A 24,444-nucleotide genomic window follows, 5' to 3' on the forward strand; every position below is an offset into this window, starting at 1 on the left:
GCAGCAAGGGGTGATCTGCATTGGGCGCAAAACTGGAGAATGCTATCGCTTTATAATTGGCATCCTTCGTCTGCGAGACTAAGCCCACTCAACATGAAAGCTTGGCGATTAGGATGACCGTTAATTTATAGATGTGCCTGCCAACTCCTTCATAGGTAAAACTATTTCAAGGAGCGGATGGAATAAAATCGTTCAACAGACATTTCAAACGTCTTTTCAAAGCAATGTTCCCAATCCTTTTTTCGACCAATGCATTTATAAAAGGAGAGTATAGAATCAGATCCACTACGGTCATATAAGAACTTTGCCGCAATGAAGCCTTTTGTATAATGTAGATTTTTATAAGTGCCGCGCATATCAAAACTTTCCATTTGAGAAAGTTCAAGCGAGCCCGGCGGAATGCTATCTCGCACCAACATATCAATTAGATCCAATCGCGCTTCACCGAATCTGGAAATATGTTCAGATAGTTCGGCAGCACCTTCAAACATCCATGCAGGTCCAAGGACGTCAGTTGCGGATTGGCCGGGGTTGCGCAACCCGCCTCCTGTTAATTCATTTTGAACAATGTGCATCATCTCATGAGTAATGTCAGGACAGAACTTCTTTTCGTCTCGTATTCTATCAAGCCAAAATGCTTGATCCCCCACGCAAAAACGGATTGTTCCAGCGGTGACGAGCATACCACCTGCCTTCCCTCCTCCGCAAAATTCGTTTCTGACGGATGTATTTGGAGAAACTGAAATCTGGCCCTTATAGTAATTTTGAAATATTTCATCCAAAACCACTATATCGCGAGCAATTAAGAACGGAATTCTTTCGGAACCTGTTCTATATTCTAAAAGGTCTGTTCTTTCTGCACATTGGTCTAATATATTTTTTGCTAATAGATCAGCGACAGGATCCAATTCAGCCTCTGACACAATAGTAAAATGTTGTGTTTCGATTTCTATAATGTCACTTGCTAACACATGGCCGCTAAGCTTTAAAGTTATGAGAAAAGATAAACAAAAATGCCCTGAGACGCTAAATATTCGTGCTTTATACAAACTTGGCTTCCCTATTTGTGCAATTTACTATCGTCTAAATATCAATTGCTTTTACCTAAGTAATTGGCAAAAATTTTAATTTTCAGGTGTCGCTACACCGTCGCCTAACCTTTGATCAATCAAAGTAATCGCTGATTGCGTAATATCGGCTTGTGGAAAAACAATCATACGTTGATCGTCTTTTTGGATTAAAATCGATGCGCCACGTTCCTGCATCAATTGGGAAAATATAGGGCCTAATTGACGCAACAGATTTTCACGTGCAACCTGCAAATCTTGGGTCAGTTTATTTCTTCGTTCAGATTGCTCTAATCTGAGCTTGGTTGATTTGGTGTCAAAAGCTTCGGCCATTTCGCGAAACTCGTCTGGCGGTGTTTCAGCTCTTACATCTCGCAGCTGTTTTTCTTCAGCGATTAACTCACCTGCAATCCTGTTGAAATCATTGCCTAAAGCTCTTTCTGCTTCTCTAAAATCTGCCTGCAAACGTTGACCATAGATGGTTTCCGTAAAGACGCGGTCGAGGTCCACCACCAAAACCTGAGTATTTGACGTAGATTGTGCAAAGGTTGGTGAAGCACAAAGGAAGCAGGCTACAGCAACCACAAAGATCTGCCGGACAATATGCCTAAGCATATTTAAAATTGGGTTGAGAGCGTGAACTCAAAGTCTTGTTCTTTATCATACTGTTCTTTTTTAAGTGCTCGGGTGAAATTAAACCGAAGCGGCCCGATGGGTGTAGCCCATAAGATCGCAGCGCCCACAACTTGCCGCGTGCTACTATCTTTATACAACACATTTGGATCGCTGGTGGTAATTCCCCAAAGTGATCCGACATCATAAAAAACGCTTCCAGACAGTCCAAATTCTTCTGGGATGCCCAATGGAAAATCGGCTTCAAAACGGGCAACTGAAAATTGCTCACCGCCCAATGCATCATTTACGGAGTTTGCAACATATTCGCGCGGTCCTATTCCGCCCGGCTCAAACCCCCGCATAATTTGACTTCCCATACTAAAGCGGTCGATCACGCGGCTTTGACCCTTGGAATAGTTTAAAATACCACCTTCAAGCGTTGCTCGTAGTGTGACCGCGTCTTTAAGCACCTTTGTTTGGCCAATTAGTTTTGCTTCAGTTTTGATGCTAGAAGTATTGCCTGAAATGCCAGAAAAATCCTGATTTATCTGAAAAAGAATACCCGTGTCAGGATTGAACCCACTACGCCGTGTATCAAAGCGGTAGGTATACCCCAAACCGTTTGAAGTGACTGCTGGTAAATCTTCTTCAGCTGAAATCACATCCCCGAGAGTGTTTTCAGCGGTTATATCACTATTTTTGGAGAATAGGCGAAGGGCCAAGCGCCCATTTTCTCCCATTGGAAAGCCTACTGTCGGTTCAAAGATCACAGACGTGGTGTCATAAAGAGAATTTTGCTGAGCGGTTTGCCGAAAAGCCGCATTGAGCGAAAACGATAAATCATTGTACAAAAACGATGGCTCGGTAAAGCGTAATGAATAAACTTGGTTGTCAGTGCCGCCCTTTAAAGCGAGGGAAAGAGATTGACCACGCCCAAGAAAATTGCGCTCTCCATACTCAAGCGCTGCTCCAAATCCTTGTGCGCTAGAATAACTGCCGCCCAATGACAACGATCCAGTTGCTTTCTCAGTCACGACAATATCAATAATCACTTGCTCGGGCGAAGAGCCGTCACGCGAGCTGATATCTACATTGGCAAACAATCCCGAGGCCCGGAGACGACGGGCAGTGGCGCCAATGTCGCGCGGATTAAAGGGATCGCCTTCGGCTGTTCGAAAATACCGCCGAATGACACGATCCAATGTCCCTTTATTTCCTTCAATATTTATGCGTTCGACAAAAAGACGCTTGCTGCGGGTCAACTCAAACGTCACATTCAAAAGCTTGTTGGCTTCATCACGCGAAATTTGCGGCATGACTTTCATAAATTCGATGCCTTTGCGCAGCGCCAAATATTCGAGACGAGCAATATCATTTTCAACAGCAAGTGGTGCGTAAACTGAATTTTCTTTGATTTTCAAAGCCGCTGAAAACTCATCTGCGTTCACATTTGGCAAACTTGAAACGGCTGCGACTTGACCAAAGCGAAATTGCTGACCTTCGCGAAGATTGAATGTTATAAAATACCCATCACGCTCTTCTGCCAGTTCAGCCGTGACATCATTGACCCGGGCGTCAACATAGCCCTTAGACCGGTAAAAGTCCTTTAATATCTGTTTGTCGTACTCAATCTGATCTGAGTTAAACGTGTCGCGTTGGATCACGGTTCTTAGAAACCCAGCCTGCTTGGTTTGCAGAACACGGCGCAAACGCTGATCGCTAAAGGCAGAATTACCAACAAAACTAATACGTTCTATTTCAACAGTGCCACCCTCAAAAATTTCAAATACCAAGTCGACTCTGTTGTCTGACTGACGAATAATTTGTGGTGTTACTTGGGTCGCCAAGTTTCCAATATCAGCATAAGCTTTTACGATAGCCTCGAGATCCTGCTCAATATCTGTTGGGTTAAATACCCGTCTAGGTTTCACACTAACGAGCGACTCAAGCGTTTTATTGGTGATCTTTTTATTACCTTCAAATGCAATCTGGTTCACCGTTGGAAATTCTTGAACGGTGATTAGTAAGCGACCATCTGAGGGTTGCAATTCAACACTTTCGAAAAGCCCGCTGTCAGAGATATTTTGATAGGCCGTGTTTAATTCTGCTGCATCTACAACCTGTGCAACTGGAATGCTTGCGTAATTTAGAATTGTTGAGCTTTCAATACGTTTGTTCCCCGTTACCTCAATCGAGCTAAAGCGAAATTCCTGTGCAGAAACTAAGCCTGCAAAAACCGCGAGAAGGCCAAACATAAAGCCAAAAATGAGATTATTTATCCAACGCCATTGCGTCCAGATGCCAAGCCACTGAGAATATTTCATTTTTTGCACGCCTCTCATGAGCTTACTCCGCTCTGATGTTCTGCTTTTTGATTATCGGGAAAGCGCTTGTTTGTCAAAACTACATTAAAAAAATTATCAGCAAATTCTCTTACCAGAACTATGGACAAAGCACGTCATTTGCCATCGCAAACATCATGAAACTTAAAATAATGGCCAACCCTGCTACCATGAGTGCATTCAAGATTGCCTCGTTTGGGGGTCGGCCTGTCAAAGCTTCATAACCAAAAAATACCAAGTGCCCCCCATCAAGGACCGGTACAGGAAAAAGATTTATCATGCCCACGGCCGCTGATAACACAGCGATGAACCAAAGAAAGTTGTCCCCTCCTTGGCGGGCCATTTGGCCAGATGTTTCCGCAATTCCTATGGGACCCGATAGATTACAGCTGCTAATTTCGCCAGATACGATGTGATAAAGCCCGGAAACCGACCCGGAAATTATCGACCAAGTTCCATTTACTCCAACCGTCAAACCTTTTGTAAGACTGAGCGGTGAAACCAATGGATCAAAGAAAAAGCCCCCGCCAACAACGCCGATACGCCAATGCTTTTTGAACCCACCGTCTTTAGATGGCTCGTCCATGGCTTTGGGAGTCAATGTGAGGTCTATTTCCTGACCATCCCGCCAAATAGTAACTGCCAAAGGCATTCCATCAGAAGTTTCTACATGACGCCTTAGATCGCCAAATGTAACTATTTCATCCCCCTGAACAGAAACAATAAAATCACCCTCTTTTAGCCCAATGTCTGCAGCTGCCGAGCGCGGTATGACACTTAATACACGCGGTGGGTTTACATTTGGTCCGGGCAGAACAAGCCTTTGACCTGAGCGTTCAATTTCATAAACAAATTCGGTCGATCCATTTAAATTGTTAAAAAATGCTTGAACCGCAATGGGTTGATCAAATTTTGGAATTTTTTGACCATTAATGGACCGCAGAACATCACCGTTTTCTAAATTGTGCTCAAAGGGCATCGGATATAATGTTCCGATTGTCAGAGGGTCGCGCAATTGACCTTGCCAAATTGAGATCCCCGAAAGTAATAAAATTGCAAAAGCGAAGTTGAACAATGGCCCAGCAGCGACCGTTGCGGACCTTGCCCATAAAGGTGCACCTGACAATGAAGACCGCCGTTCACTTGATGACAGCATATTAACAGCTGCTCTATCGGCCTGACTTGCGGCGTTCTTGTCGCCTAGGAACTTGACATAACCACCAAGAGGAACGGCTGCTATTTGCCATTTGGTTCCGCGATTATCGGTTTTTGACAGTAAAACCGGACCAAAGCCCAACGAAAAAACCTCGGCATGAATACCCGACCAACGTGCAACAATATAATGCCCATATTCATGCACTGCCACGATTACTGATAATGCGACGACAAAAGCTACCAGCGTTAGCAAGAGACCGCCAAAAGCGGGGATAATTGAAATCAAATCCAAAGTTTCGGTCCTGTATTTATGCGCTCAGTGCGCTAATTTCTTCCTGTCCGATCGTCCTGCCCATATGGTCTGCATGGATTATATTATCAAGGCTCTGCTCAGTACTTAACTCGCAAGCCGTTCCAAACAAGCGGTGTAGAGTGCGGTCTACTACTTCAGCCATATCTAAAAACCTAATTTGGCGGGCAATAAACGCGTCTAGAGCGACTTCTTTTGATGCATTGTAAACTGCACCTGCAACGCCGCCCAACTCAAGCACATCATAGGCGATTTTAAGCGCTGGAAACCTGTTTTGATCAGGCTCTGAAAAATCCAGTTGCCCTATCTTAGTAAGGTCGAGCCGGTTGAGCGGCAAAGGTTTGCGATTAGGGTAGTAAAGCGCAAATCCAATCGCATGACGCATATCGGGTGGCCCGACATGTGCGAGCAAATTACCATCGTGGAAACCAACAAGCGCATGAACAATGGACTGAGGGTGAATTAAAACCTCAATTTGCGAAGCCTCTATTTCAAAAAACTCTTTTGTTTCTATGACTTCCAAGCCTTTATTAAACATAGATGCGCTATCAATTGTAATTCTTGTTCCCATCGACCAATTTGGATGAACCATAGCCTGCTCTGGCGTAACTGTCGCAAGTTCTGAGTTTGACCAGTTCCTAAATGGACCACCAGAGGCGGTAATAATAACGCGCTCAACAGCACTTTTACTTTGGCCTGTAAGAGCTTGGAAAATAGCGGAATGTTCACTATCTACGGGCAAAATCATTACGTTGTTTTCTGCAGCGGTTGCTTTCATCAACCCTCCAGCGGCCACCATGCTTTCTTTGTTTGCCAAGGCGAGATTTGCGCCATTAGACATGGCGATCAACCCTGGTTCAAGTCCAGCGGCGCCCACAATAGATGACATCACCCAATCAACTGGCATTGCAGCGGCCTGGGCAATAGCCAACTTACCGGCGCTAACGCTGATACCGCTGCCCGCCAGAGCATTTTTGAGGTCTTGATAAAGCGCGTCCTCTGCAATGGCGGCATGTTTGGCGCCAAGCTCAATGGCTGATTTTGCCAGCAAAGCAACATTACGCCCACCAGTCAGCGCCACCACCTCAAAGTTGTCCATATCGCGTCGAATAAGGTCGATTGTATTTTGACCGATGGAACCAGTAGCGCCTAAAATACTGACCCGCTTCATACAGGAAATACCCAAGGAGCGGTGAGTATAAATCCAAGTGTTGCCCCCACCATTGCATCAAATCGGTCTAATAACCCCCCATGACCGGGAATAAGGTTCGAGCTGTCTTTCACACCGCAGACCCGTTTAAGAGCGCTTTCGCAAATATCCCCTATCTGACCAGCAAATGATAAAAAGACCGAAAAAAGAACAAAGCCAAAAACTGTAGTTTGCGGCGCAACGTAATCTTTCACAACAAAACTAATAACCGCCACAACAAACCACCCGCCAAGCGTTCCAGACCAAGTTTTTTTTGGGCTCACTTTGGCCCAAAATTTAGGCCCTCCGATAGTTTTGCCCACGAAATAACCGGCCACGTCGGTAAAGACCACCAAACAAATCAGCCAAAGTATAATCGGCAAGCCAAAGTCTTGTCGCAAATCAAATAGAACTGTGCCAGCAGACATAATCGCAAAAGAAAACAATGCTCCTATATTTTTATGGTGCACAAAGAACATCCGTTGAAGGACTGCTGATATGAGTAGCAGTGTTACACTGACCCATAAAGCATCCCAAACTGATGTGGCTATGATCGTAAAGGCAGCGAGGCCCGTGATGATCCATATCTTAAGCTTTGAGCCTGCGGTCAGCATTGACCCCAATTCCCAAACCATTGCTGCTATGATAATAACGATTAAACCAGCAAACCAAAGCCCACCAACCCAAAGGGCAAGCCCAGCAATCGTGGCCAACACCAACGCAGACCCCAGTCTAGGTGTAAGATCGCTCCAGCCCTTTGCGCCCATCATACAGAGGCACCTCCAAAACGCCGAGAGCGTTGGGAATAACCGGCGACGACCTTTTCAAAGACGTCAGCTGTGAAATCGGGCCACAAGGTATCGATAAACTCATATTCTGCATAGGCTGATTGCCAGAGAAGGAAATTTGAAATGCGGGCCTCACCAGAGGTTCTAATCACCAGATCAGGGTCCGGCAAAACATAAGTATCGAGATATTTGGGCAATGTTTCTTCGTTTACATCTTTTGCAGATAGTTTTTTTAATTCAACATCATGGGCCAGTCGGCGCGTGGCGCGTGCAACTTCATCCCGGCCGCCATAATTTATCGCAACGGTTAAATGCACAAGATCATTGTCTTGGGTCATAAGCTCTAAATCATCCATTAAATCAACGAGCGTATCTTCAAGCCTAATGCGATCACCAATGAAACGCACCCGCACTCCGTTATTTTTAAGGTTTGCGGCTTCTTTGCGAATATATTTCTCAAACAGGCTCATCAAACCGGCGACTTCCGCTTGCGTTCGTTTCCAGTTTTCTGTCGAAAAGGCAAAGATAGTAAGATATTTTACGCCCAGTTTAGGGCAGCTTTCCAATATTTCCCGGATGCGGGCTGCGCCAACACGATGGCCAAAAAGACGTGGCCTGCGGCGCGCCTGCGCCCAACGTCCATTGCCATCCATAATAATAGCAACGTGATTAGGAGTTTTATTATTTTTATCAAAATTTTTCATTAAACTAACTTTTTTGCTGACCCTTAAACTTGCATAATTTCTGATTGCTTAGAGGTAAGCGCGTCATCAACAGCTTTAATCGCCGTATCGGTTAACTCTTGTACCTCTGTTTCCCAAATCTTTTGGTCGTCCTCGGACATTCCATCGGTTTTGGCTTTTTTAATCTGATCCATTCCATCGCGCCTAATATTTCGAATAGAAACTCTGGCGTGTTCTGCATATTGCGCAGCCACCCGGGTTAATTCGCGGCGGCGCTCTTCATTCAGTTCTGGGATTGGCAGCATAATAATTGTGCCATTAAGTTGCGGGTTGATGCCAAGACCGCTTTCGCGAATGGCCTTTTCTACCGCGCCAACCATTGATTTATCCCATACATTCACTGTCACCATACGGGGCTCTGGCACATTGACTGTGCCCACTTGGTTGATCGGAGTGCGTTGCCCGTAGGCTTCGACATAAACCGGCTCAAGCATTGAAGCAGAGGCCCGGCCGGTTCGCAGGGATGCAAATTCGGTTTTCAAAGAAGCCATCGCGCCATCCATGCGGCGTTGTAAATCATCGGTATCAAGCATAAAATCGTCTGACATAGTCTTTTCTCTTATTTTCTTTGCTCTGTTTTATTGCCCTTTGAGTGCAAGATTAAAGCACGATCTGCTTGAACACAATTCAAACGTCAATCAGAAACGGTTGTATAGGTTCCTTCGCCATCAAGAATACCTTTGAATCCGCCCGGTTCATCCAATGAAAATACGATGATCGGTAGATTGTTGTCCCGCGCAAGAGCAATCGCACTTGCATCCATAACAGCCAGGTGCTTGGCTAGAACATCATCGTATGATATTTTGTCATAGCGAACAGCATCGGCATTTGTGACCGGATCTTTATCATATACACCATCGACTTTTGTGCCCTTAAAAATCGCCTCACAGGCCATTTCGCTTGCTCTGAGCGTCGCTGCAGTATCGGTGGTAAAATAAGGGTTGCCAGTTCCGGCAGCAAAAATACACACCCGCTTTTTTTCGAGGTGCCGCACCGCGCGGCGTCTAATATAGGGCTCACAAACCTGATCCATTGGGATTGCGCTGATAACCCGGGTATATACACCGATGCTTTCCAAAGCGCTTTGCATGGCAAGGGCATTCATCACCGTGGCCAGCATACCCATATAGTCTGCAGTTGTGCGTTCCATTCCTTGCGCACTGCCCTGTAAGCCGCGAAAAACATTACCACCGCCGATAACCATACAAATTTCAACCCCCAGATCATGCACCGTCTTGACCTCACGCGCGACCCGTTCAACTGTCGGGGGATGCAGCCCAAATCCTTGGTCGCCCATCAGGGCTTCACCAGAGATTTTCAGCATCACGCGGGTAAATGTCGTTTTTGGGGCGAGGGTTTGATCCATATTGCACTCCTTGCGCATATTACTAATTTTATGCCAATATGCCGCCAGTTGGCGACCCTAATCGCGCATCACATTTTGGCCATATCGCCTTGACGCAAAAAGGCCAAGGATCGTATGCACACGGATGAACAGTTTTTCCCTAACAGACCTCGAACGTGTTGACCATAGGCAGCCAATCTTGATTGCCGGACCCACCGCATCTGGCAAGTCGGACTTGGCGATGGAAATTGCGCGCAGGCATGGCGGTTTGATCGTGAATGCCGATGCCATTCAAGTCTATTCGAATTGGCGCGTTTTAAGTGCCCGACCAAGCGCCCAGGATGAAGCAGAAATAGACCACGCGCTTTACGGCCACCTTGCGCGGGATGCGCATTATTCTGTTGGTCATTGGTTACGGGAAGTGCGGCCGCTGATACGTGAGGCCAAAAGGCCAATTATAACGGGGGGGACAGGGCTTTATTTCACAGCCCTGACGCAGGGGCTTGCCGAGCTTCCACCTATTTCTGAAAGTTTACGACAAGAAGCAAACGACCGAGTGCAAAAATATGGATTTCAAATTTTACTAGACGATATAGATGCAGACACTATTCAAAAGCTAGACGTTCAAAACCCGATGCGCGTCCAGCGAGCGTGGGAAGTGCAGCAGGCTACCGGAAAATCACTTTCGTATTGGCATTCTCAAACACCCACGCCAGATTTGCCGCTTGAAAATTGCTGCGCAATCGTCATGGAAACAGATACGGAATGGCTCAATACCCGAATTGAACAGCGTTTTGAAAAAATGGTCAAAGCTGGCGCACTAAAAGAAGCCGCAGGGCATCTGCCAAACTGGAATGAAAACCAATTGTCCTCCAAGGCTATTGGCGCGCGTCAATTGATTGCCCACCTTCGTGGGCAACTGTCTTTGGAACAGGCACAGCAATCCGCAACAATCGCCACGCGGCAATTTGCCAAACGGCAGCGCACATGGTTTCGTAGCAAAATGAGGCACTGGCATTGGTTTGATGCGACACATTGTATAGGTTAATCGTTTTTTTGAGTAATATCTCTGTTGGCTTCCTTTAAAACCAAAAAAACCTGTTTTTTTTAAGCATATACTCGCCCTAGAAATACTGGCTAAAAATTATCATTTTGATTTATTGCAGAAGTTAGTTTTCGAATTACTGCCGCCATTCAATATTTATACTAACACAGGCAGCTTTATTTTCGCCTATATGACATTGGAAAATTCGCATGATTTGAAATGAGCGCTTTGAAAATATTTTCAAATTATGTCGTATTTAGAATTGCTCAATGTCGTTCCTGAACCAAAAAGTGCCGATCAATGTTATTGACGTCTTGCAAAAATTAATGCCGTATGAACTCATAGGGAGCTAAAGTGCTGTTTGCTCGGGCAATTAAAACGGCCCATTCAGTGAATTAAGAGCCTCCGAAATTGTCACAGGGAGAAAAAACTATGACGCATAACAACCGTAGCGAGAGCTACATTCACCCGGCAGCGGAAATGTATGCCACAGAACTTAAGTCCGGTCAGCTTGACCGCCGGGAATTTTTATCTCGCACAACGGCTTTGGGCCTATCAGCCTCTGCCGCCTGCGCTCTTGGCGGGCTGGCGACACCCGCATTAGCTGGCGGGCACATGAAGCAAGGCGGAACAATCCGTTTCCAAATGGAAGTTCGGGCGCTCAAAGATCCAAGAACTTATGACTGGACGCAAATTGCCACTTACACTGCAGGCTGGCTTGAGTACCTCGTGGAATACAACAACGATGGTAGCTTTAATCCTATGCTTCTAGAAAGCTGGAGCGCCAACGCAGATGCCACACAGTACACTTTGAACGTTCGTAAAGGCGTTAAGTGGAACAATGGTGATGATTTTACAGCCGATGACGTTGCGCGCAATATTGCTGGCTGGTGTGATAAGTCCGTTGAAGGCAACTCAATGGCTGGCCGTATGGCAACGCTGATTGATGCCGATTCAGGCCAAGCTGCTGATGGCGCAATCGTTGTGGTAGACAGCCACACCGTTCAACTAAACACCTCTGCACCTGATATTACAATCATCGCAGGCATGGCCGATTATCCAGCCGCTATTGTGCACAGCAGTCACAATCCTGACAATATGTTGGGCACCGCCGTTGGCACCGGTCCTTATAAGCCAGAATCGCTTGAGGTTGGTGTTAAAGGCGTGATCGTTCGCAATGAAGATCATGACTGGTGGGGCTATGCCGCAGGCAAAGGCGCACATCTGGACCGCTTTGAATTCATCGATTACGGCACTGACCCATCCTCATGGGTGGCTGCTGTTGAAGCTGATGAAGTTGATGCGGTATGGGATGTTGATGGCGAATTCATCGACATTATGGCCGGACTGGGCATGGCTCAATCAACCGTTGCCTCTGGCGCAACGATTGTTATCCGTGCAAACCAAGAAACCGAACCTAAATACGGCGATAAACGCGTGCGTCAAGCACTTGCTATGGCCGTTGACAACAGTGTCTGTCTTGAATTGGGCCTTAACAATATCGGTATTACAGCAGATAACCATCACGCTGGACCAATGCATCCAGAGTATGATCCAAGTGTTGGCCGTTTGCCCTATGATCCCGCCAAAGCGAAAGCTTTGATGGAAGAAGCGGGCATGATGGACTTTGAACATGAGGTCATCTCTATCGATGGTGGCTACCGCAAAGACACAACAGACGCGGTTGCTGCGCAGCTTCGTGATGCTGGGTTTAAAGTAAAACGCACCATCCTGCCTGGTTCAACATTCTGGAATGATTGGGCGAAATATCCTTACAGCTCAACCAACTGGAACCACCGTCCTTTGGCGACACAAGTTTGGGGTCTTGCCTATCGCTCTGGCGAAGCTTGGAACGAATTTGGTTGGAACAACCCAGAGTTTGATGCGCTTTTGGCAGAGGCAAACTCTCTTGCTGATGCAGACACTCGGCGTGCGGTTGCTGGCAAATGTCAGGCTTTGATCGTTGAAGAGGGTGTAACCATTCAGCCCTACTTCAGAAGCTTGAACCGGTTCCACAAAGAAAACGTGGTTTGCGATATGCATATTGCGTATCTGCCGCAAATCTACAAATGGGGCTTTACAGCTTAAGAACCAAAAATGGCCACAGCGGTAAACCCGCTGTGGCTAGATTACATAAAAAATGCTAATGCTGCGACCATACGCACTGCCTGAGCGGTACAGGGAATAAAATGGGACTATTCATACTTAGGCGGACAGTGGTCATGCTGTTCACCGCATTATGCCTTACATTCATCGTCTTTTTTATGACGAACCTTTATCCGAATTTGGAAAAATTGGCGAAATCCGAAGGTAACTTTCGGATGGATGATGCCGCAGTACAAACCATGTTATCCAACCGTGGCTATCTTCAGCCACTGCCTGTAAAATACGGCCAGTGGCTTGGCGTATTGCCCGGCTATGTTATCGAAGGAACTGATGACAAAACACGGCGGCGCTGTCAACTGCCCGCCATGGAACTGGAAGATGTGCCCAAATTTTGTGGGATTTTGCAAGGCTATTGGGGCTATTCCACTGTTTTCAAAGATGAAGTAAGCTCAATTATTGGCACGCGCTTATCGCTCACAGCGAAACTGATGTTTTGGGTGATGCTTGTGATGGTTCCAAGCGCATTGATTGTCGGAGTTGTCGCAGGCATGCGCGAAGGGTCCCGCACGGACCGAACGCTCTCGACATTTGCAATCACAACGACCGCAACGCCGGAGTATGTGTCGGGCGTCATCTTTATCGCAATATTTTCTTCATCGGCCTTTGGGTTGAAGTGGTTTAAAGGTACCGCGACAAAAGCCATGGAGGATGCAAATATAGAAAACTTCCTATTGCCGGTGATTACGATCGCACTTTACGGCATGGGGTATATTGCGCGCATGACGCGTGCCTCGATGGCAGAGGTGATGACGGCACAGTATATCCGAACCGCTCGCCTGAAAGGCGTTAGCTTCCGCAATATTGTTGTAAAACACGCCCTTAGAAACGCCCTCATAGCACCCTTTACGGTCATCATGCTGCAATTCCCGTGGCTTTTGAATGGCGTTGTGATTGTAGAAACGTTGTTTAATTACAAAGGTTTCGGGTGGGTTCTTGTTCAGGCAGCCGGCAATAATGATATCGAGCTACTGCTGGGCGTTTCGGTTGTTTCGGTAATTGTCGTACTGGTGACACAGCTTATTTCCGATATTGGCTATGTCTACCTCAACCCACGCATAAAAGTGACATAAAGGGAGCAGCGGCATGGAACTTTTATCTTGGGGTGAAATCATCATCCGCATATTGATGCAGCTTATGCCTGTATGGATATCGCTTGTCGTTTTGTTTGCTTTATCGATCCTCTACAAGCGCAGGCTCGGCCTTTATGGAAAGCTCTTTGACTCGACCATTGGTATGATCGGTTTTGCCATTGTCATGTTTTGGGTCTTTGCAGGCTTTTATGCCGGTGCGTTAGATTTAATTTTGACTCACGATCCTTTGTCGCAGGTCTCTGGGATGAAAAACAAAGTACCAGGCACACCGATGCGCGGCGCTGAAGAAAATGAGTACGCCTATTTTTTACTTGGGGGCGATACACTGGCCCGCGATGTGTTCAGCAGAATGATTGCCGGCAGCACTGTGGTCATTGTGATCGCGCCATTGGCCACTCTTTTTGCCTTTATGGCAGGCATCACGCTTGGACTTCCAGCAGGCTATTACGGTGGCCGGTTGGATACAGCGCTGTCATTCGCGGCCAATTTAATTCTCGCCTTTCCAGTGATTTTACTCTTTTATTTGCTCGTCACACCAGAGATTAGATTAACAGGAATGCCGCAATATATGGCGGCGGTGCTGTTTGCCTTTCCACTGATTTTCTGCACGGTTTTGATCAACTCTCGACTGTATATTGTTCCGCAGAAGCGCAATATCGTTTTATCGGGCGTTTTATTCGTTCTTTTAATGCTTTATATTTCTTTGATTAATGAAGACGGTAGTAAAATCACCCTGTTTAACGCGATTGATTTGTTCAACGTGGATGGCGGGCTTTTAACAGTATTTGTCTCGGTAGTCTTTGTTAACTCGCCAACCGTCTTTAGGATCGTACGCGGTTTGGCGATGGATATAAAAACCCGCGACTATGTGGCCGCCGCCCAGACCCGAGGCGAAGGCCCTTGGTATATTATGCTTTGGGAAATTTTGCCTAATGCGCGCGGTCCTTTGATTGTCGATTTCTGTTTGCGGATCGGTTACACCACCATTTTGCTTGGAACGCTTGGGTTTTTTGGTCTGGGTCTTGAACCGGAAAGCCCAAACTGGGGGGCAACTATTAACGAAGGCCGCAAACTTCTGTCGATATACCCGCACCCTGCTCTAGCGCCGTCTTTTGCACTGCTTAGTTTGGTTCTAGGATTGAACCTTCTTGCGGACGGATTGCGCGAAGAAAGCCTAAAGGATTAAACCGAAAGGACCGCTAAGATACTCACTAGCGTGAAGGGTAAACTGACGTAAGGCACTGATCTGCCGCCCGTAAAAAAGGAATAGCTGATGACCAAGCCAAAATATGACGGACCAATCCTTGAAATCGACGGGCTTTCAATTTCATTCTTTACGCGTCTAAGAGAAATTCCTGCGGTGATGGATTTTTCGGTTGATGTGCAGCCTGGTGAAGCCGTCGGGTTAGTGGGCGAGTCTGGTTGTGGCAAGTCCACGGTTGCTTTGGGTGTAATGCAGGACCTTGGCGTAAACGGACGTATTGTGGGCGGGCAGATAAAATTCAAAGGCCAAGATCTTTCAGCCATGAGCGATGAAGAGCTTCGAGGCATTCGAGGCAATGAAATTGCCATGATTTACCAAGAACCAATGGCCTCGCTGAACCCAGCGATGAAAATTGGCAAACAGCTCATCGAAGTGCCCATGATCCACGAAGGCATTTCCGAAGAGGACGCCTATCAACGTGCGCTTGAGGTGGTTGGCGACGTGAAGCTTCCGGATCCAGAGCGTATTCTTAAATCTTTTCCACATCAATTGTCCGGAGGGCAGCAACAGCGCATTGTGATTGCGATGGCGCTGATGTCAAAGCCGTCCTTGCTCATTTTAGACGAGCCAACCACTGCGCTTGATGTCACTGTTGAGGCCGCTGTTGTTGAACTGGTTAAAGACCTGGGGAAAAAATACGGCACATCAATGCTGTTTATTTCCCATAACCTTGGATTGGTGCTTGAAACCTGCGACCGTATTTGTGTGATGTACTCGGGCGAGGCGGTTGAGACCGGCAGCATCAAAGATGTCTTCGACAAAATGCAGCACCCCTATACCCAAGCGCTTTTTAGATCTATTCCCCTGCCCGGCGCTAATAAAAATGCCCGCCCTTTAGTGGCTATACCAGGCAATTTTCCGCTGCCTCATGAACGTCCTATGGGCTGCAACTTTGGCCCTCGGTGTGATTATTATGAAGAGGGCCTTTGCAATCAAAGCGAAATTTCAATGGGAGTGATTGAGGGTGATGATCGCCACTTTAGCCGGTGTTTGAAGTTTTCCGAAATTGATTGGCATGCACCTATCAAAGCCAGCGTGACATCGGAAAAAACAGAACCTGGTGAGGTCGTTTTAAAAATAGACAACCTGAAGAAATATTATGAAGTCGCCGCCAACGCCTTGTTTGGCTCTGCGGGCGACAAAAAGGTTGTTAAAGCCAATGAAACGCTTAGCTTTGAAGCGCGCGAAAGTGAAACTTTGGCCATTGTTGGCGAATCCGGTTGTGGAAAATCAACCTTTGCAAAAGTGCTTATGGGGTTAGAGACCGCAACCGAAGGCGAAATCCTTTTGGATGGCAAAAATATCGAAAGCACATCAATTGAGGATCGCAATACGGAAACTGTTGCGGACATCCAGATGGTGTTCCAAAATCCGTTCGATACGCTTAACCCGTCGATGTCCGTGGGCCGGCAAATTATCAGGGCGCTTGAAATTTTCAGATTTGGAAATTCAGATCAGGACCGCTCCGAGCGTATGCTTGAGCTGTTGGATTTGGTTAAGTTGCCACGCGCCTTTGCCGAACGCATGCCGCGCCAATTATCGGGGGGGCAAAAACAACGGGTCGGGATCGCGCGCGCTTTTGCTGGCGGTGCACGGATTGTTGTCGCAGACGAACCCGTATCGGCTTTGGATGTATCAGTGCAGGCTGCGGTAACAGATCTTTTGATGGAAATTCAACGCCGCGAAAAAACCACGCTTTTGTTTATCAGTCATGATCTCTCTATCGTGCGCTACCTTAGCGACCGTGTAATGGTGATGTACCTTGGCCATGTGGTCGAACTGGGCAGCACGGATCAAGTGTTTTCGCCGCCCTATCACCCCTATACAGAGGCCTTGCTTTCGGCCGTTCCCATCGCGGATACGAGCGTTGAAAAACAGCATATTGTGCTTGAGGGGGATATACCTTCGGCGATGAATCCGCCCTCTGGGTGTCCGTTTCAGACCCGCTGCCGTTGGAAATCCGAGGTCGCGAATAATCTCTGCGACACAGAAGTGCCTCCAACACGGCGACTTGAAGAAGGGCATGAGATCAAATGCCACCTTGCCGCGGACATCTTGTCCAAGATGGAGCCTGTGATCAAGATTGCCGCTGAATAATCAACGTATTAGGCCGATTTTTTGACCTAAACAGTATATCCGCTTTTTAACCCCATTTTGCTATATCGTTGTGGATTAGGCTTTCCTTAACCTTTATTGAGTGGTCTAAACTAGGTAAACACACACCAAAGGATTCGACAGGAGATAGGCAATGGCCGGTTCGGTAAACAAAGTCATTTTAATAGGCAATCTAGGACGTGATCCCGAGGTGCGTAATTTTCCCAATGGCGGGAAGGTCTGCAACCTGCGAATTGCAACCTCAGAAAACTGGAAAGATCGCAATACAGGCGAACGCCGCGAAAAAACCGAATGGCATTCGGTTGCCATTTTTAACGAGGGCCTCGTTCGCGTTGCTGAGCAATATCTGCGCAAAGGCTCTAAAGTTTATCTTGAAGGTCAGCTTCAAACCCGCAAATGGCAGGATCAATCCGGCAATGACCGCTATTCAACTGAGGTGGTGCTACAAGGCTTTGGCTCAACACTGACAATGCTGGATGGCCGCGGCGATTCCGGTGGCAGTGGCGGAGCGCCCGGAGGCTATGATAGTGGATATTCTTCGCCCGAGCCCGCCGCAGAAAGTAGCAGCCTTCCTTCTCGTAATCTAGATGACGAGATCCCGTTTTAAAGTTACCCTAAATGAACAAAAACTCTAGCGGGCCGATCGGCTCGCAAGGGCATCATTAAGAAGGGTGCGTACCGCATCCTGCGCCACATCACGTGCGACAAAGGCTTTTCCGATATCTTTGGCCAGAATGAAATTTAGTTGACCATCAACGACTTTTTTGTCCTGTCGCATCAGGTCTAGCAAACCATCCGCATCAGGCAAATCACCGGGAATATCATTCAAATCGGTTTTCATACCCATATCTGCTAAATGGGACCGCACCCGGCTGGGTGCTTCTTGCGCGCAGAGCCCCAAACGCGATGACAGCTCAAAAGCCAAGGCGCACCCAATGGCAACGCCTTCGCCATGTAGCAAACGGCTTGAATAGCCAGTGGCGGCCTCTAGGGCATGGCAAAACGTATGCCCAAGGTTCAAAAGCGCCCGATCACCCTGTTCGGTTTCATCGCGTACAACAATTTCAGCTTTCATTTCACAGGCGGTTTTGATGGCCTTTAGTCGGGCATTTTGATCGCCCGACGCCATCTTTGGCCCATTGTCTTCCAGCCAATCAAAGAACTTTGAATTTCCAAGCAAACCATATTTAACCACTTCGCCATATCCCGCCAGAAAATCGCGTGGCGCAAGGCTATCTAGAACAGAAATATCGGCCAAGACCAAGCAAGGTTGATGAAACGCGCCCACAAGGTTTTTACCATGCGAAGTGTTAATTCCCGTTTTGCCCCCAACCGAACTGTCGACCTGCGCCAATAATGAAGTGGGCATTTGCACAAACCGGACCCCGCGCCTTAATATCGCCGCAGCAAATCCTACCAAATCACCGATGACCCCACCGCCCAAAGCAATAACAACATCACGCCGCTCGATTTTTTGATCCAGCAGCCACTCAACGGTTTGGGTCAAATAGCCCCATGATTTTGTTGTCTCACCGGATGGAAGCACCAAAGAACTAACCTGAATTCCTTTTGCGTTCATTGCGGCCTCAAGCGGCTTGAGGTGTTGTTTTGCAACATTTTCATCTGTCACAATTGCAACTTTTGGACGCTGGAGAAATGGCGATATGTAATCGCCGCTTTGCTCAATGAGCCGCTCGGCGATAATGATATCATAGGCGCGATCGCCCAAGCCGACATGCACGTTTTCAACCATCTTGCCTCTCCAGAATATCAGGGCGGTTTAATAGGTTTAATATGACCTTATCAGCCATATCATCTACACTAATCTGAGCTCCGGATTCGACCGATAAATCGGCCAGAGCATAAATTGATTTTCGTTCTGAATATAATTTAGACAAGGCTTGAAACGGATTTTCTGTTTGCAAAAGCGGACGGCTTGGGTTGTTTTTCACCCGCCCCCAAAGCACGTCTAGGCCTGCATTAAGCCAAACAGAGGCACCTTTTTCATGGATCAACCGACGATTATGTTCTGCCAAGAAGGCTCCGCCACCAGTGGACAGAATACATTTTTCACCCTCAATCAGGCGCTTGATAATCTGGCTTTCTTTTTCTCTGAAAAAAGCTTCTCCGTCGCGCTCAAAAATTTCGGCAATGCTCATATTGGCTGCGCGCTCAATTTCACTATCAGAATCGATAAACGGTGCGCGCAAACGCGCGGCAATGGCTTTACCGACCGCTGTTTTGCCCGCCCCCATCATGCCGATCAGCGCAACCGTTTTATTTAAAACCAATTTCATTCGCTTCTTATTGGCAATCTACCGCTAAATTGCAATTGATCTTATTGAATGACGTGATCTTAGGCAAAAGGCTATATATAAAGGGAACAGATAAATGCAAAAATAAAAAGGCTGATCGATGGGACGTTTGCTAAAATGGATTTTTGTTTTCATCGTTATATGTTTTGTGGCCCTTGTGATATATACCTATATCGGGCCCTATTTCGGGGTTTCATTTGATCCGGTACGAACGTTAACGCAGGAGCCAGTGATTCTGAATGAAAGCTAGGTTTTTTGCCATTGCCTTGCTGCTACCCGGTTATTTAGCGGCTGAAACCCCACTGTCGGCAATAGATTGGCTGGATGAGCAACGCCTTGGACTTGTAACCGAGCCCGGTCAAAACCCAATCAAACCGAGCGAACCGCCAGTATCCAGTTCAGTGAACCGTCCAGATATAGAGGTAAGCACCCTTAGTGAAATTCAAAGTGACTCTGTGGGGCTTTTGCCGCCCTCGGTCACCGGTTTTCCGCTCACAATGTGGCACAACAGCAGCACCAAAGATCTCGTCACTTTGTTGGGCAATGTACCCGTTAGCCATAATCCGGCCATCCAAAGCCTGACCCTGCGCGTGCTATTGGCTGAAGGTGATGCCCCAAGCGACAGTGAAGGAAAATTTACCTTCTTTGCTGCACGACTAAAGAAATTAATTGACTATGGCGCGATAGATCCGGCCCTTGCACTTGTCGAACGTGCAGCCCCGCTGCCCGCGCCTTTGGTTCCCCTGCTATTTGATCTAAGCTTGCTGAGCGACACGCTGCAGCCCGCCTGTGATCAGGTTTTACAATTGGGGCCATCTTATCCCCATGACGATGCACGGATTTACTGTCTTGCGCGACGCGGGGATTGGCTCACAGCAACTTTGATGCTTGATACAACCTCGGCTTTAGGAACGATTTCGGCGCGCAAAACTGCTTTGATACAACTTTTTCTAGAGGATGAGGCCTTTGACACTCTGGCAATACAATTGCCGCCTTCGAGTGCGCCCACGCCATTGGAATTTCGGCTTTATGAGGCAATCGGCGAACCTTTGACCGCCGCGTCTTTGCCCCGCGCCTTTGCGGTCAGTGATCTATCTGGCGAGCATGGCTGGAAAGCGCAATTGCAAGCCGCAGAGCGCCTTATTGAGTTTGGCGCTTTGGGCGATAATCGCTTCTTGGGAATTTATACAGACAATGAGCCTGCTGCATCAGGCGGCATTTGGGATCGTATTTCGGTCATACAAAACCTTGATCAAGCGCTGCTTGATGAAAATGGTTCAGCGATTGCTTTGAACCTCGTTGAGGCTTGGCAGTTATTGGGCGAAACACCGCTCGCCGCCCCAATCGCACGAATTTTTTCAGCGCGCCTTCTATCTGCAGAGCTAAGCGGCGGCGGTGCTCAATTGGCTGCAAAAATTGCACTTTTATCACCAAGCTATGAAACCGCTGCCCAAATAATTTCACCGATGTCTGAACAGGACGCATTTTTGGTTTCGATTGCCACAGGCGACTTTTCTACTTTTAGCCCCAAAAGCGAGTTTGAAAAAACCATACAGGATGCCTTTAATGATCCCCGTGTTCCTTATTCGGTTAATCAGTTGATGAGCCAAGGAAAATTGGGTGAAGTCATTCTGAACGCTATGATACAGTTTGAAAAAGGTGCGTCAGGCGATCTTCAAGATCTTCTAGAAGCTTTGTCCACTTTAAGGCTTATCGGATTGGAAGATACCGCGCGACGCGCAACGCTTGCGCTTGTGCTATTGGCGAATTGATGGATAAAGACCTACGGCGTATTGCAGATTTTTTGGACGCTAAGTCAGCCGAGGCAGGCGCGGCAAAAAATACCATCAGCGCCTATGCACTTGATTTAAGAGACTTTTCCGACTGGGCTGCAAATAACAAACAAACGCTATTGCAACTCAAACAGCCCCAGATCGAGGCCTATCTGACGCAGCTAAACCAAATAGGTCTTGCCAGCGCAACCCGTGCCCGGCGCCTGTCTGCGGTAAAACAGTTTTACCGCTTTGCAGTTGAAGAAAACTGGCGGGACGATAATCCGACACTGCAAATTTCGGGTCCGGGCCGCAGTAAGCATCTACCAAAGACACTAAGCATGGACGAGGTTGATCTGCTTTTGATTGCTTCTGAGAAGGCGGGAAAAACAAATGAAGCGCGGGCCCGTGACAGCTGTTTAATGCAACTTCTATACGCCACAGGGATGCGGGTGAGCGAGTTGATGGCGCTGCCAATCTCCAGCGCGCGCGGCGATCCCTCGATGCTTTTGATCCGTGGTAAGGGCGACAAAGAACGACTTGTTCCGCTATCGCCTCCGGCAAAAAAGGCTTTGGCCGCATGGTTGGCGCTACGCGATCAAAATGAAGCGCTGGCTAAAAAGCAGGGCCGCGCTGGGTCGATTTACTTATTTCCATCGAGGGGCAAATTGGGCCATTTTACCCGCCACTGGTTTTATCTGCGGATCAAAGCATGGGCCGTTCTCGCCAATATTGATCCCAATAAAGTTACGCCGCATACCATCCGCCATGCTTTTGCCACGCATCTGTTGTCAAATGGCGCAGATTTACGCGTCATACAAACCCTGCTTGGGCACAGCGATATTTCTACCACTGAAATATACACTCATGTTCTGGAAACCCGTCTGCGCGATCTGGTGCTTAATAATCACCCAATGGCCAGCTCGCGGCGCAGTTCGGCCGGTAAAACTTCTTCCGATGGCCAATAGCCGTCAAGCAAACTTTTGTGATAGCCTTGATGTAAACCTGCGTCCTTCATGGCCTGCGATGCCGCGTAATGGTCATAAGCAAGATGATGAAACTGTGTTTTTTGGTTTTCAAGAACGGCAAATCGGGTGCGCGGATCACCGCAATGCGCGGGCATCCCAATAGCGCCGGCATTGATCCAAGTCACAGGGCCAATTTGACGGGAAAATGCAAACCCGCAATGCCCTGCAACCACCAGATCGACGTCACCCACATAGTGCCGAAGCACTTTAATTTCAGTCTCAAATTCGGCTTGAGGTGAATTGGGCCATAAAAAATGCGCAATATCACTTACTCCACCGTGAATAACAGCCACACGCAACTCTTGATGGGAAAAGATGATTATATCAGGTAAAGTCGTCATCCAGCGGCGCAGATCAGTGCGCAGCTGCCCAGTTGCAAAGTGGAACCATCCTGCGGAAAGTCGATCGCATAAACTACCCTGTTCAAATCCACAGCCACAATCCTGCGCGTCATTTGCCAGTTGTTTTTCGCAGTTTCCAGCCACCATTGCGGCGCCAAACCCACGAATTAAATCAACAGTTTCGTTTGGATGCGCACAGTAAGCCACAGAATCGCCGGTCATAATACAGTGATCATCCGCGATTTTATGCGCAGTGGCCCAATTCTTCATGGCATGTGTTGCATGAGCATTCGAATAGCTGCCGCCAAATAGCAACACTGGCTCATCGCGCGCGCCCAAATCAATATATTCCATCTGATGATCCCTTGATCCGTAGGCGCGGAAACCCCATAACAAGCAGGACGTTAATACTGAACCGAGGAAAATGGAACCGACATCTTTAATGAATGACACAGCTTTTTGGATCACAGTGATTGCGATCCTAGGCTTGCTGGTGCTTTCTGGCTTTTTTTCTGGCAGCGAAACGGCGCTCACGGCGGCATCGAGGGCCAAGCTGCGATCTTTGGCAGACAAAGGCTCGCGCGGTGCGCAAAGAGCGCTGAATATCACCGAAGACAATGAACGTCTGATCGGATCAGTTCTGCTGGGCAATAATCTTGTCAATATTTTAGCCACTTCACTGGCAACCGCGCTGTTCACACGGCTGTTTGGCGAGTCTGGTGTAGCCCTTGCAACTTTGGTTATGACCCTGCTTATTTTGATTTTTGCAGAAGTTTTACCAAAATCCTATGCCATCACCAATGCGGAAACGGCTGCCGCGCGGGCCAGCCGGCCTATTCAAATAATTACCTCAATTTTTGCACCAATTGTTTCGGCTGTGCGTTTACTGGTTCGGGGAGTTTTGCGGATATTCGGGGTTAAAACCGATGCAAATCAGCAAATTCATGCGGTGCGCGATGAAATCGCAGGCGCTCTTAAACTGGGCCATTCCGAAGGCGTAGTGGAAAAAGAGGACCGTGACCGCATTTTAGGTGCGCTTGATTTGTCCGATCGCACTGTTGAAGAGATCATGCTTCACCGCTCTAGCATTGAAATGATTGATGCTGATCAAACGCCGATGGCGATCTTGAACCAATGTTTGGAAAGCAGCCATACACGGCTACCCGTGTATAAAAATGAACCTGAGAATATTATTGGTGTCATCCATGCCAAAGATTTGGCCCGCACCATGTACCGCATCGTAAGCGAGACCAACCAACCGCTGCAAGCGCTAGAGGGGTTCGATATTCGCGAAGTGGCGATGGAGCCGTATTTTGTCCCCGACACAACTGCACTTGATGATCAAATGCGGCAGTTTTTGCATCGCCATACGCATTTTGCATTGGTGGTTGATGAATATGGAAGCCTAGAGGGTTTAATCACTCTAGAAGATATTCTGGAAGAAATTGTCGGTGAGATTACTGATGAATTTGATGAAAGCGAAGAAGACCCGATCGCAAAATCAGAGGACGGTCATTTTCTGGTCGAAGGCACTATGACAATTCGGGACTTCAATCGCGCCACGGAATGGACCCTGCCCGACGAAGAGGCAAATACCATAGCCGGTTTGGTGATGCATGAAGCCCAGATGATCCCAAGCATTGGTCAGGTGTTTAGCTTTCACGGGTTTCGCTTTGAGGTCACAGGCCGCGAAGCCAACCGGATCACGGAACTCAAGATTCGTCCAATTTGAACCGTTGGTAAAGATAACCTT

Annotated in this window: 21 protein-coding genes; 9 read left to right on the forward strand and 12 right to left on the reverse strand. The window is 47.5% G+C overall.

Annotated elements, in window-relative coordinates; genetic code table 11:
* Positions 1 to 161: 161 nt before the first annotated feature.
* The 9 genes from GN278_09265 to GN278_09305 all read right to left on the reverse strand — a co-directional run bounded on the left by GN278_09265 (position 162) and on the right by GN278_09305 (position 9,575).
* Positions 162 to 1,049, reverse strand: coding sequence for a hypothetical protein (locus GN278_09265; GenBank protein XAT60906.1), 888 nt, complete (start codon positions 1,047 to 1,049; stop codon positions 162 to 164).
* Between the two features lie 75 nt (positions 1,050 to 1,124).
* Positions 1,125 to 1,682, reverse strand: coding sequence for a hypothetical protein (locus GN278_09270; GenBank protein ID XAT60907.1), 558 nt, complete (start codon positions 1,680 to 1,682; stop codon positions 1,125 to 1,127).
* Positions 1,683 to 1,684: 2 nt separating this feature from the next.
* The gene (gene bamA, locus GN278_09275; GenBank protein ID XAT62615.1) at positions 1,685 to 3,937 is read right to left on the reverse strand and encodes an outer membrane protein assembly factor BamA; all 2,253 of its coding nucleotides are present in this window, start codon (positions 3,935 to 3,937) and stop codon (positions 1,685 to 1,687) included.
* A gap of 187 nt (positions 3,938 to 4,124) precedes the next feature.
* The gene (gene rseP, locus GN278_09280) at positions 4,125 to 5,471 is read right to left on the reverse strand and encodes an RIP metalloprotease RseP (GenBank protein XAT60908.1); all 1,347 of its coding nucleotides are present in this window, start codon (positions 5,469 to 5,471) and stop codon (positions 4,125 to 4,127) included.
* Positions 5,472 to 5,487: 16 nt separating this feature from the next.
* Positions 5,488 to 6,660, reverse strand: coding sequence for a 1-deoxy-D-xylulose-5-phosphate reductoisomerase (locus GN278_09285; protein XAT60909.1), 1,173 nt, complete (start codon positions 6,658 to 6,660; stop codon positions 5,488 to 5,490).
* A complete protein-coding gene (locus GN278_09290) occupies positions 6,657 to 7,445 on the reverse strand; it encodes a phosphatidate cytidylyltransferase (GenBank protein ID XAT62616.1) in 789 nt (262 codons plus the stop codon). The genes GN278_09285 and GN278_09290 overlap by 4 nt, the downstream gene beginning before the upstream one ends.
* The gene (uppS, locus tag GN278_09295) at positions 7,445 to 8,170 is read right to left on the reverse strand and encodes a di-trans,poly-cis-decaprenylcistransferase (protein XAT60910.1); all 726 of its coding nucleotides are present in this window, start codon (positions 8,168 to 8,170) and stop codon (positions 7,445 to 7,447) included. The genes GN278_09290 and uppS overlap by 1 nt, the downstream gene beginning before the upstream one ends.
* A gap of 23 nt (positions 8,171 to 8,193) precedes the next feature.
* Positions 8,194 to 8,757: a ribosome recycling factor gene (locus tag GN278_09300; GenBank protein ID XAT60911.1), complete on the reverse strand. Its 564-nt coding sequence runs from the start codon at positions 8,755 to 8,757 to the stop codon at positions 8,194 to 8,196.
* 86 nt (positions 8,758 to 8,843) lie between these two features.
* Entirely contained in the window at positions 8,844 to 9,575 is a 732-nt protein-coding gene (locus tag GN278_09305) for a UMP kinase (protein XAT60912.1), read from the reverse strand.
* A gap of 124 nt (positions 9,576 to 9,699) precedes the next feature.
* Between GN278_09305 and miaA the strand changes: the two genes are divergently transcribed.
* From miaA to ssb, 6 genes are all read left to right on the forward strand, one after another.
* Positions 9,700 to 10,602 (forward strand): tRNA (adenosine(37)-N6)-dimethylallyltransferase MiaA, encoded by a 903-nt coding sequence (gene miaA / locus GN278_09310; protein ID XAT60913.1) that lies wholly within the window; start codon positions 9,700 to 9,702, stop codon positions 10,600 to 10,602.
* 429 nt (positions 10,603 to 11,031) lie between these two features.
* Complete coding sequence (locus tag GN278_09315) at positions 11,032 to 12,687, forward strand: diguanylate cyclase (GenBank protein XAT60914.1); 1,656 nt, start codon at positions 11,032 to 11,034, stop codon at positions 12,685 to 12,687.
* A 101-nt stretch (positions 12,688 to 12,788) separates the two neighbouring features.
* Positions 12,789 to 13,835 (forward strand): ABC transporter permease subunit, encoded by a 1,047-nt coding sequence (locus GN278_09320; protein ID XAT60915.1) that lies wholly within the window; start codon positions 12,789 to 12,791, stop codon positions 13,833 to 13,835.
* A gap of 13 nt (positions 13,836 to 13,848) precedes the next feature.
* The gene (locus GN278_09325) at positions 13,849 to 15,042 is read left to right on the forward strand and encodes an ABC transporter permease subunit (GenBank protein ID XAT60916.1); all 1,194 of its coding nucleotides are present in this window, start codon (positions 13,849 to 13,851) and stop codon (positions 15,040 to 15,042) included.
* A gap of 87 nt (positions 15,043 to 15,129) precedes the next feature.
* Positions 15,130 to 17,217: a dipeptide ABC transporter ATP-binding protein gene (locus tag GN278_09330; protein XAT60917.1), complete on the forward strand. Its 2,088-nt coding sequence runs from the start codon at positions 15,130 to 15,132 to the stop codon at positions 17,215 to 17,217.
* 151 nt (positions 17,218 to 17,368) lie between these two features.
* The gene (ssb, locus tag GN278_09335; GenBank protein XAT60918.1) at positions 17,369 to 17,842 is read left to right on the forward strand and encodes a single-stranded DNA-binding protein; all 474 of its coding nucleotides are present in this window, start codon (positions 17,369 to 17,371) and stop codon (positions 17,840 to 17,842) included.
* Positions 17,843 to 17,866: 24 nt separating this feature from the next.
* Here the strand turns inward: ssb and GN278_09340 are convergent, their stop codons facing one another.
* Together GN278_09340 and GN278_09345 are read right to left on the reverse strand one after the other, a co-directional pair.
* A complete protein-coding gene (locus GN278_09340) occupies positions 17,867 to 18,988 on the reverse strand; it encodes a 3-dehydroquinate synthase (protein ID XAT60919.1) in 1,122 nt (373 codons plus the stop codon).
* The gene (locus tag GN278_09345; GenBank protein XAT60920.1) at positions 18,981 to 19,532 is read right to left on the reverse strand and encodes a shikimate kinase; all 552 of its coding nucleotides are present in this window, start codon (positions 19,530 to 19,532) and stop codon (positions 18,981 to 18,983) included. The genes GN278_09340 and GN278_09345 overlap by 8 nt, the downstream gene beginning before the upstream one ends.
* Before the next feature lie 257 nt (positions 19,533 to 19,789).
* Here GN278_09345 and GN278_09350 point away from each other — a divergent pair, with 257 nt between their 5' ends.
* Both GN278_09350 and GN278_09355 read left to right on the forward strand, forming a co-directional pair.
* Positions 19,790 to 21,322 carry a hypothetical protein gene (locus GN278_09350; protein XAT60921.1) on the forward strand — a complete coding sequence of 511 codons (1,533 nt, stop codon included), beginning with the start codon at positions 19,790 to 19,792 and terminating at the stop codon, positions 21,320 to 21,322.
* Positions 21,322 to 22,290 carry a tyrosine recombinase gene (locus tag GN278_09355; protein XAT60922.1) on the forward strand — a complete coding sequence of 323 codons (969 nt, stop codon included), beginning with the start codon at positions 21,322 to 21,324 and terminating at the stop codon, positions 22,288 to 22,290. The genes GN278_09350 and GN278_09355 overlap by 1 nt, the downstream gene beginning before the upstream one ends.
* On the opposite strand, the gene GN278_09360 is transcribed toward GN278_09355, so the two are convergent.
* Positions 22,230 to 23,045 (reverse strand): metallophosphoesterase, encoded by an 816-nt coding sequence (locus GN278_09360; GenBank protein ID XAT60923.1) that lies wholly within the window; start codon positions 23,043 to 23,045, stop codon positions 22,230 to 22,232. The genes GN278_09355 and GN278_09360 overlap by 61 nt on opposite strands.
* 70 nt (positions 23,046 to 23,115) lie before the next feature.
* On the opposite strand from GN278_09360, the gene GN278_09365 reads away from it, so the two are divergent.
* Entirely contained in the window at positions 23,116 to 24,423 is a 1,308-nt protein-coding gene (locus tag GN278_09365; protein ID XAT60924.1) for a DUF21 domain-containing protein, read from the forward strand.
* Positions 24,424 to 24,444: the final 21 nt, after the last annotated feature.

Source organism: Rhodobacteraceae bacterium Araon29, from assembly GCA_039640505.1.
Taxonomy (GTDB): Bacteria; Pseudomonadota; Alphaproteobacteria; order Rhodobacterales; family Rhodobacteraceae; genus CABZJG01.

Bases quoted from the DNA above. Each gene is read 5' to 3' on its own strand.
- GN278_09315 (XAT60914.1), top strand. From the start codon at position 11,032: ATGACGCATAACAACCGTAGCGAGAGCTACATTCACCCGGCAGCGGAA.
- GN278_09345 (XAT60920.1), bottom strand. From the start codon at position 19,532: ATGAAATTGGTTTTAAATAAAACGGTTGCGCTGATCGGCATGATGGGG.
- GN278_09285 (XAT60909.1), bottom strand. From the start codon at position 6,660: ATGAAGCGGGTCAGTATTTTAGGCGCTACTGGTTCCATCGGTCAAAAT.
- bamA (XAT62615.1), bottom strand. From the start codon at position 3,937: ATGTTTGGCCTTCTCGCGGTTTTTGCAGGCTTAGTTTCTGCACAGGAA.
- GN278_09320 (XAT60915.1), top strand. From the start codon at position 12,789: ATGGGACTATTCATACTTAGGCGGACAGTGGTCATGCTGTTCACCGCA.
- uppS (XAT60910.1), bottom strand. From the start codon at position 8,170: ATGAAAAATTTTGATAAAAATAATAAAACTCCTAATCACGTTGCTATT.
- GN278_09350 (XAT60921.1), top strand. From the start codon at position 19,790: ATGAAAGCTAGGTTTTTTGCCATTGCCTTGCTGCTACCCGGTTATTTA.
- GN278_09305 (XAT60912.1), bottom strand. From the start codon at position 9,575: ATGGATCAAACCCTCGCCCCAAAAACGACATTTACCCGCGTGATGCTG.
- GN278_09290 (XAT62616.1), bottom strand. From the start codon at position 7,445: ATGGGCGCAAAGGGCTGGAGCGATCTTACACCTAGACTGGGGTCTGCG.
- GN278_09340 (XAT60919.1), bottom strand. From the start codon at position 18,988: ATGGTTGAAAACGTGCATGTCGGCTTGGGCGATCGCGCCTATGATATC.
- ssb (XAT60918.1), top strand. From the start codon at position 17,369: ATGGCCGGTTCGGTAAACAAAGTCATTTTAATAGGCAATCTAGGACGT.
- GN278_09270 (XAT60907.1), bottom strand. From the start codon at position 1,682: ATGCTTAGGCATATTGTCCGGCAGATCTTTGTGGTTGCTGTAGCCTGC.
- GN278_09300 (XAT60911.1), bottom strand. From the start codon at position 8,757: ATGTCAGACGATTTTATGCTTGATACCGATGATTTACAACGCCGCATG.
- GN278_09355 (XAT60922.1), top strand. From the start codon at position 21,322: ATGGATAAAGACCTACGGCGTATTGCAGATTTTTTGGACGCTAAGTCA.
- GN278_09330 (XAT60917.1), top strand. From the start codon at position 15,130: ATGACCAAGCCAAAATATGACGGACCAATCCTTGAAATCGACGGGCTT.
- GN278_09325 (XAT60916.1), top strand. From the start codon at position 13,849: ATGGAACTTTTATCTTGGGGTGAAATCATCATCCGCATATTGATGCAG.
- miaA (XAT60913.1), top strand. From the start codon at position 9,700: ATGAACAGTTTTTCCCTAACAGACCTCGAACGTGTTGACCATAGGCAG.
- GN278_09365 (XAT60924.1), top strand. From the start codon at position 23,116: ATGGAACCGACATCTTTAATGAATGACACAGCTTTTTGGATCACAGTG.
- GN278_09360 (XAT60923.1), bottom strand. From the start codon at position 23,045: ATGGAATATATTGATTTGGGCGCGCGCGATGAGCCAGTGTTGCTATTT.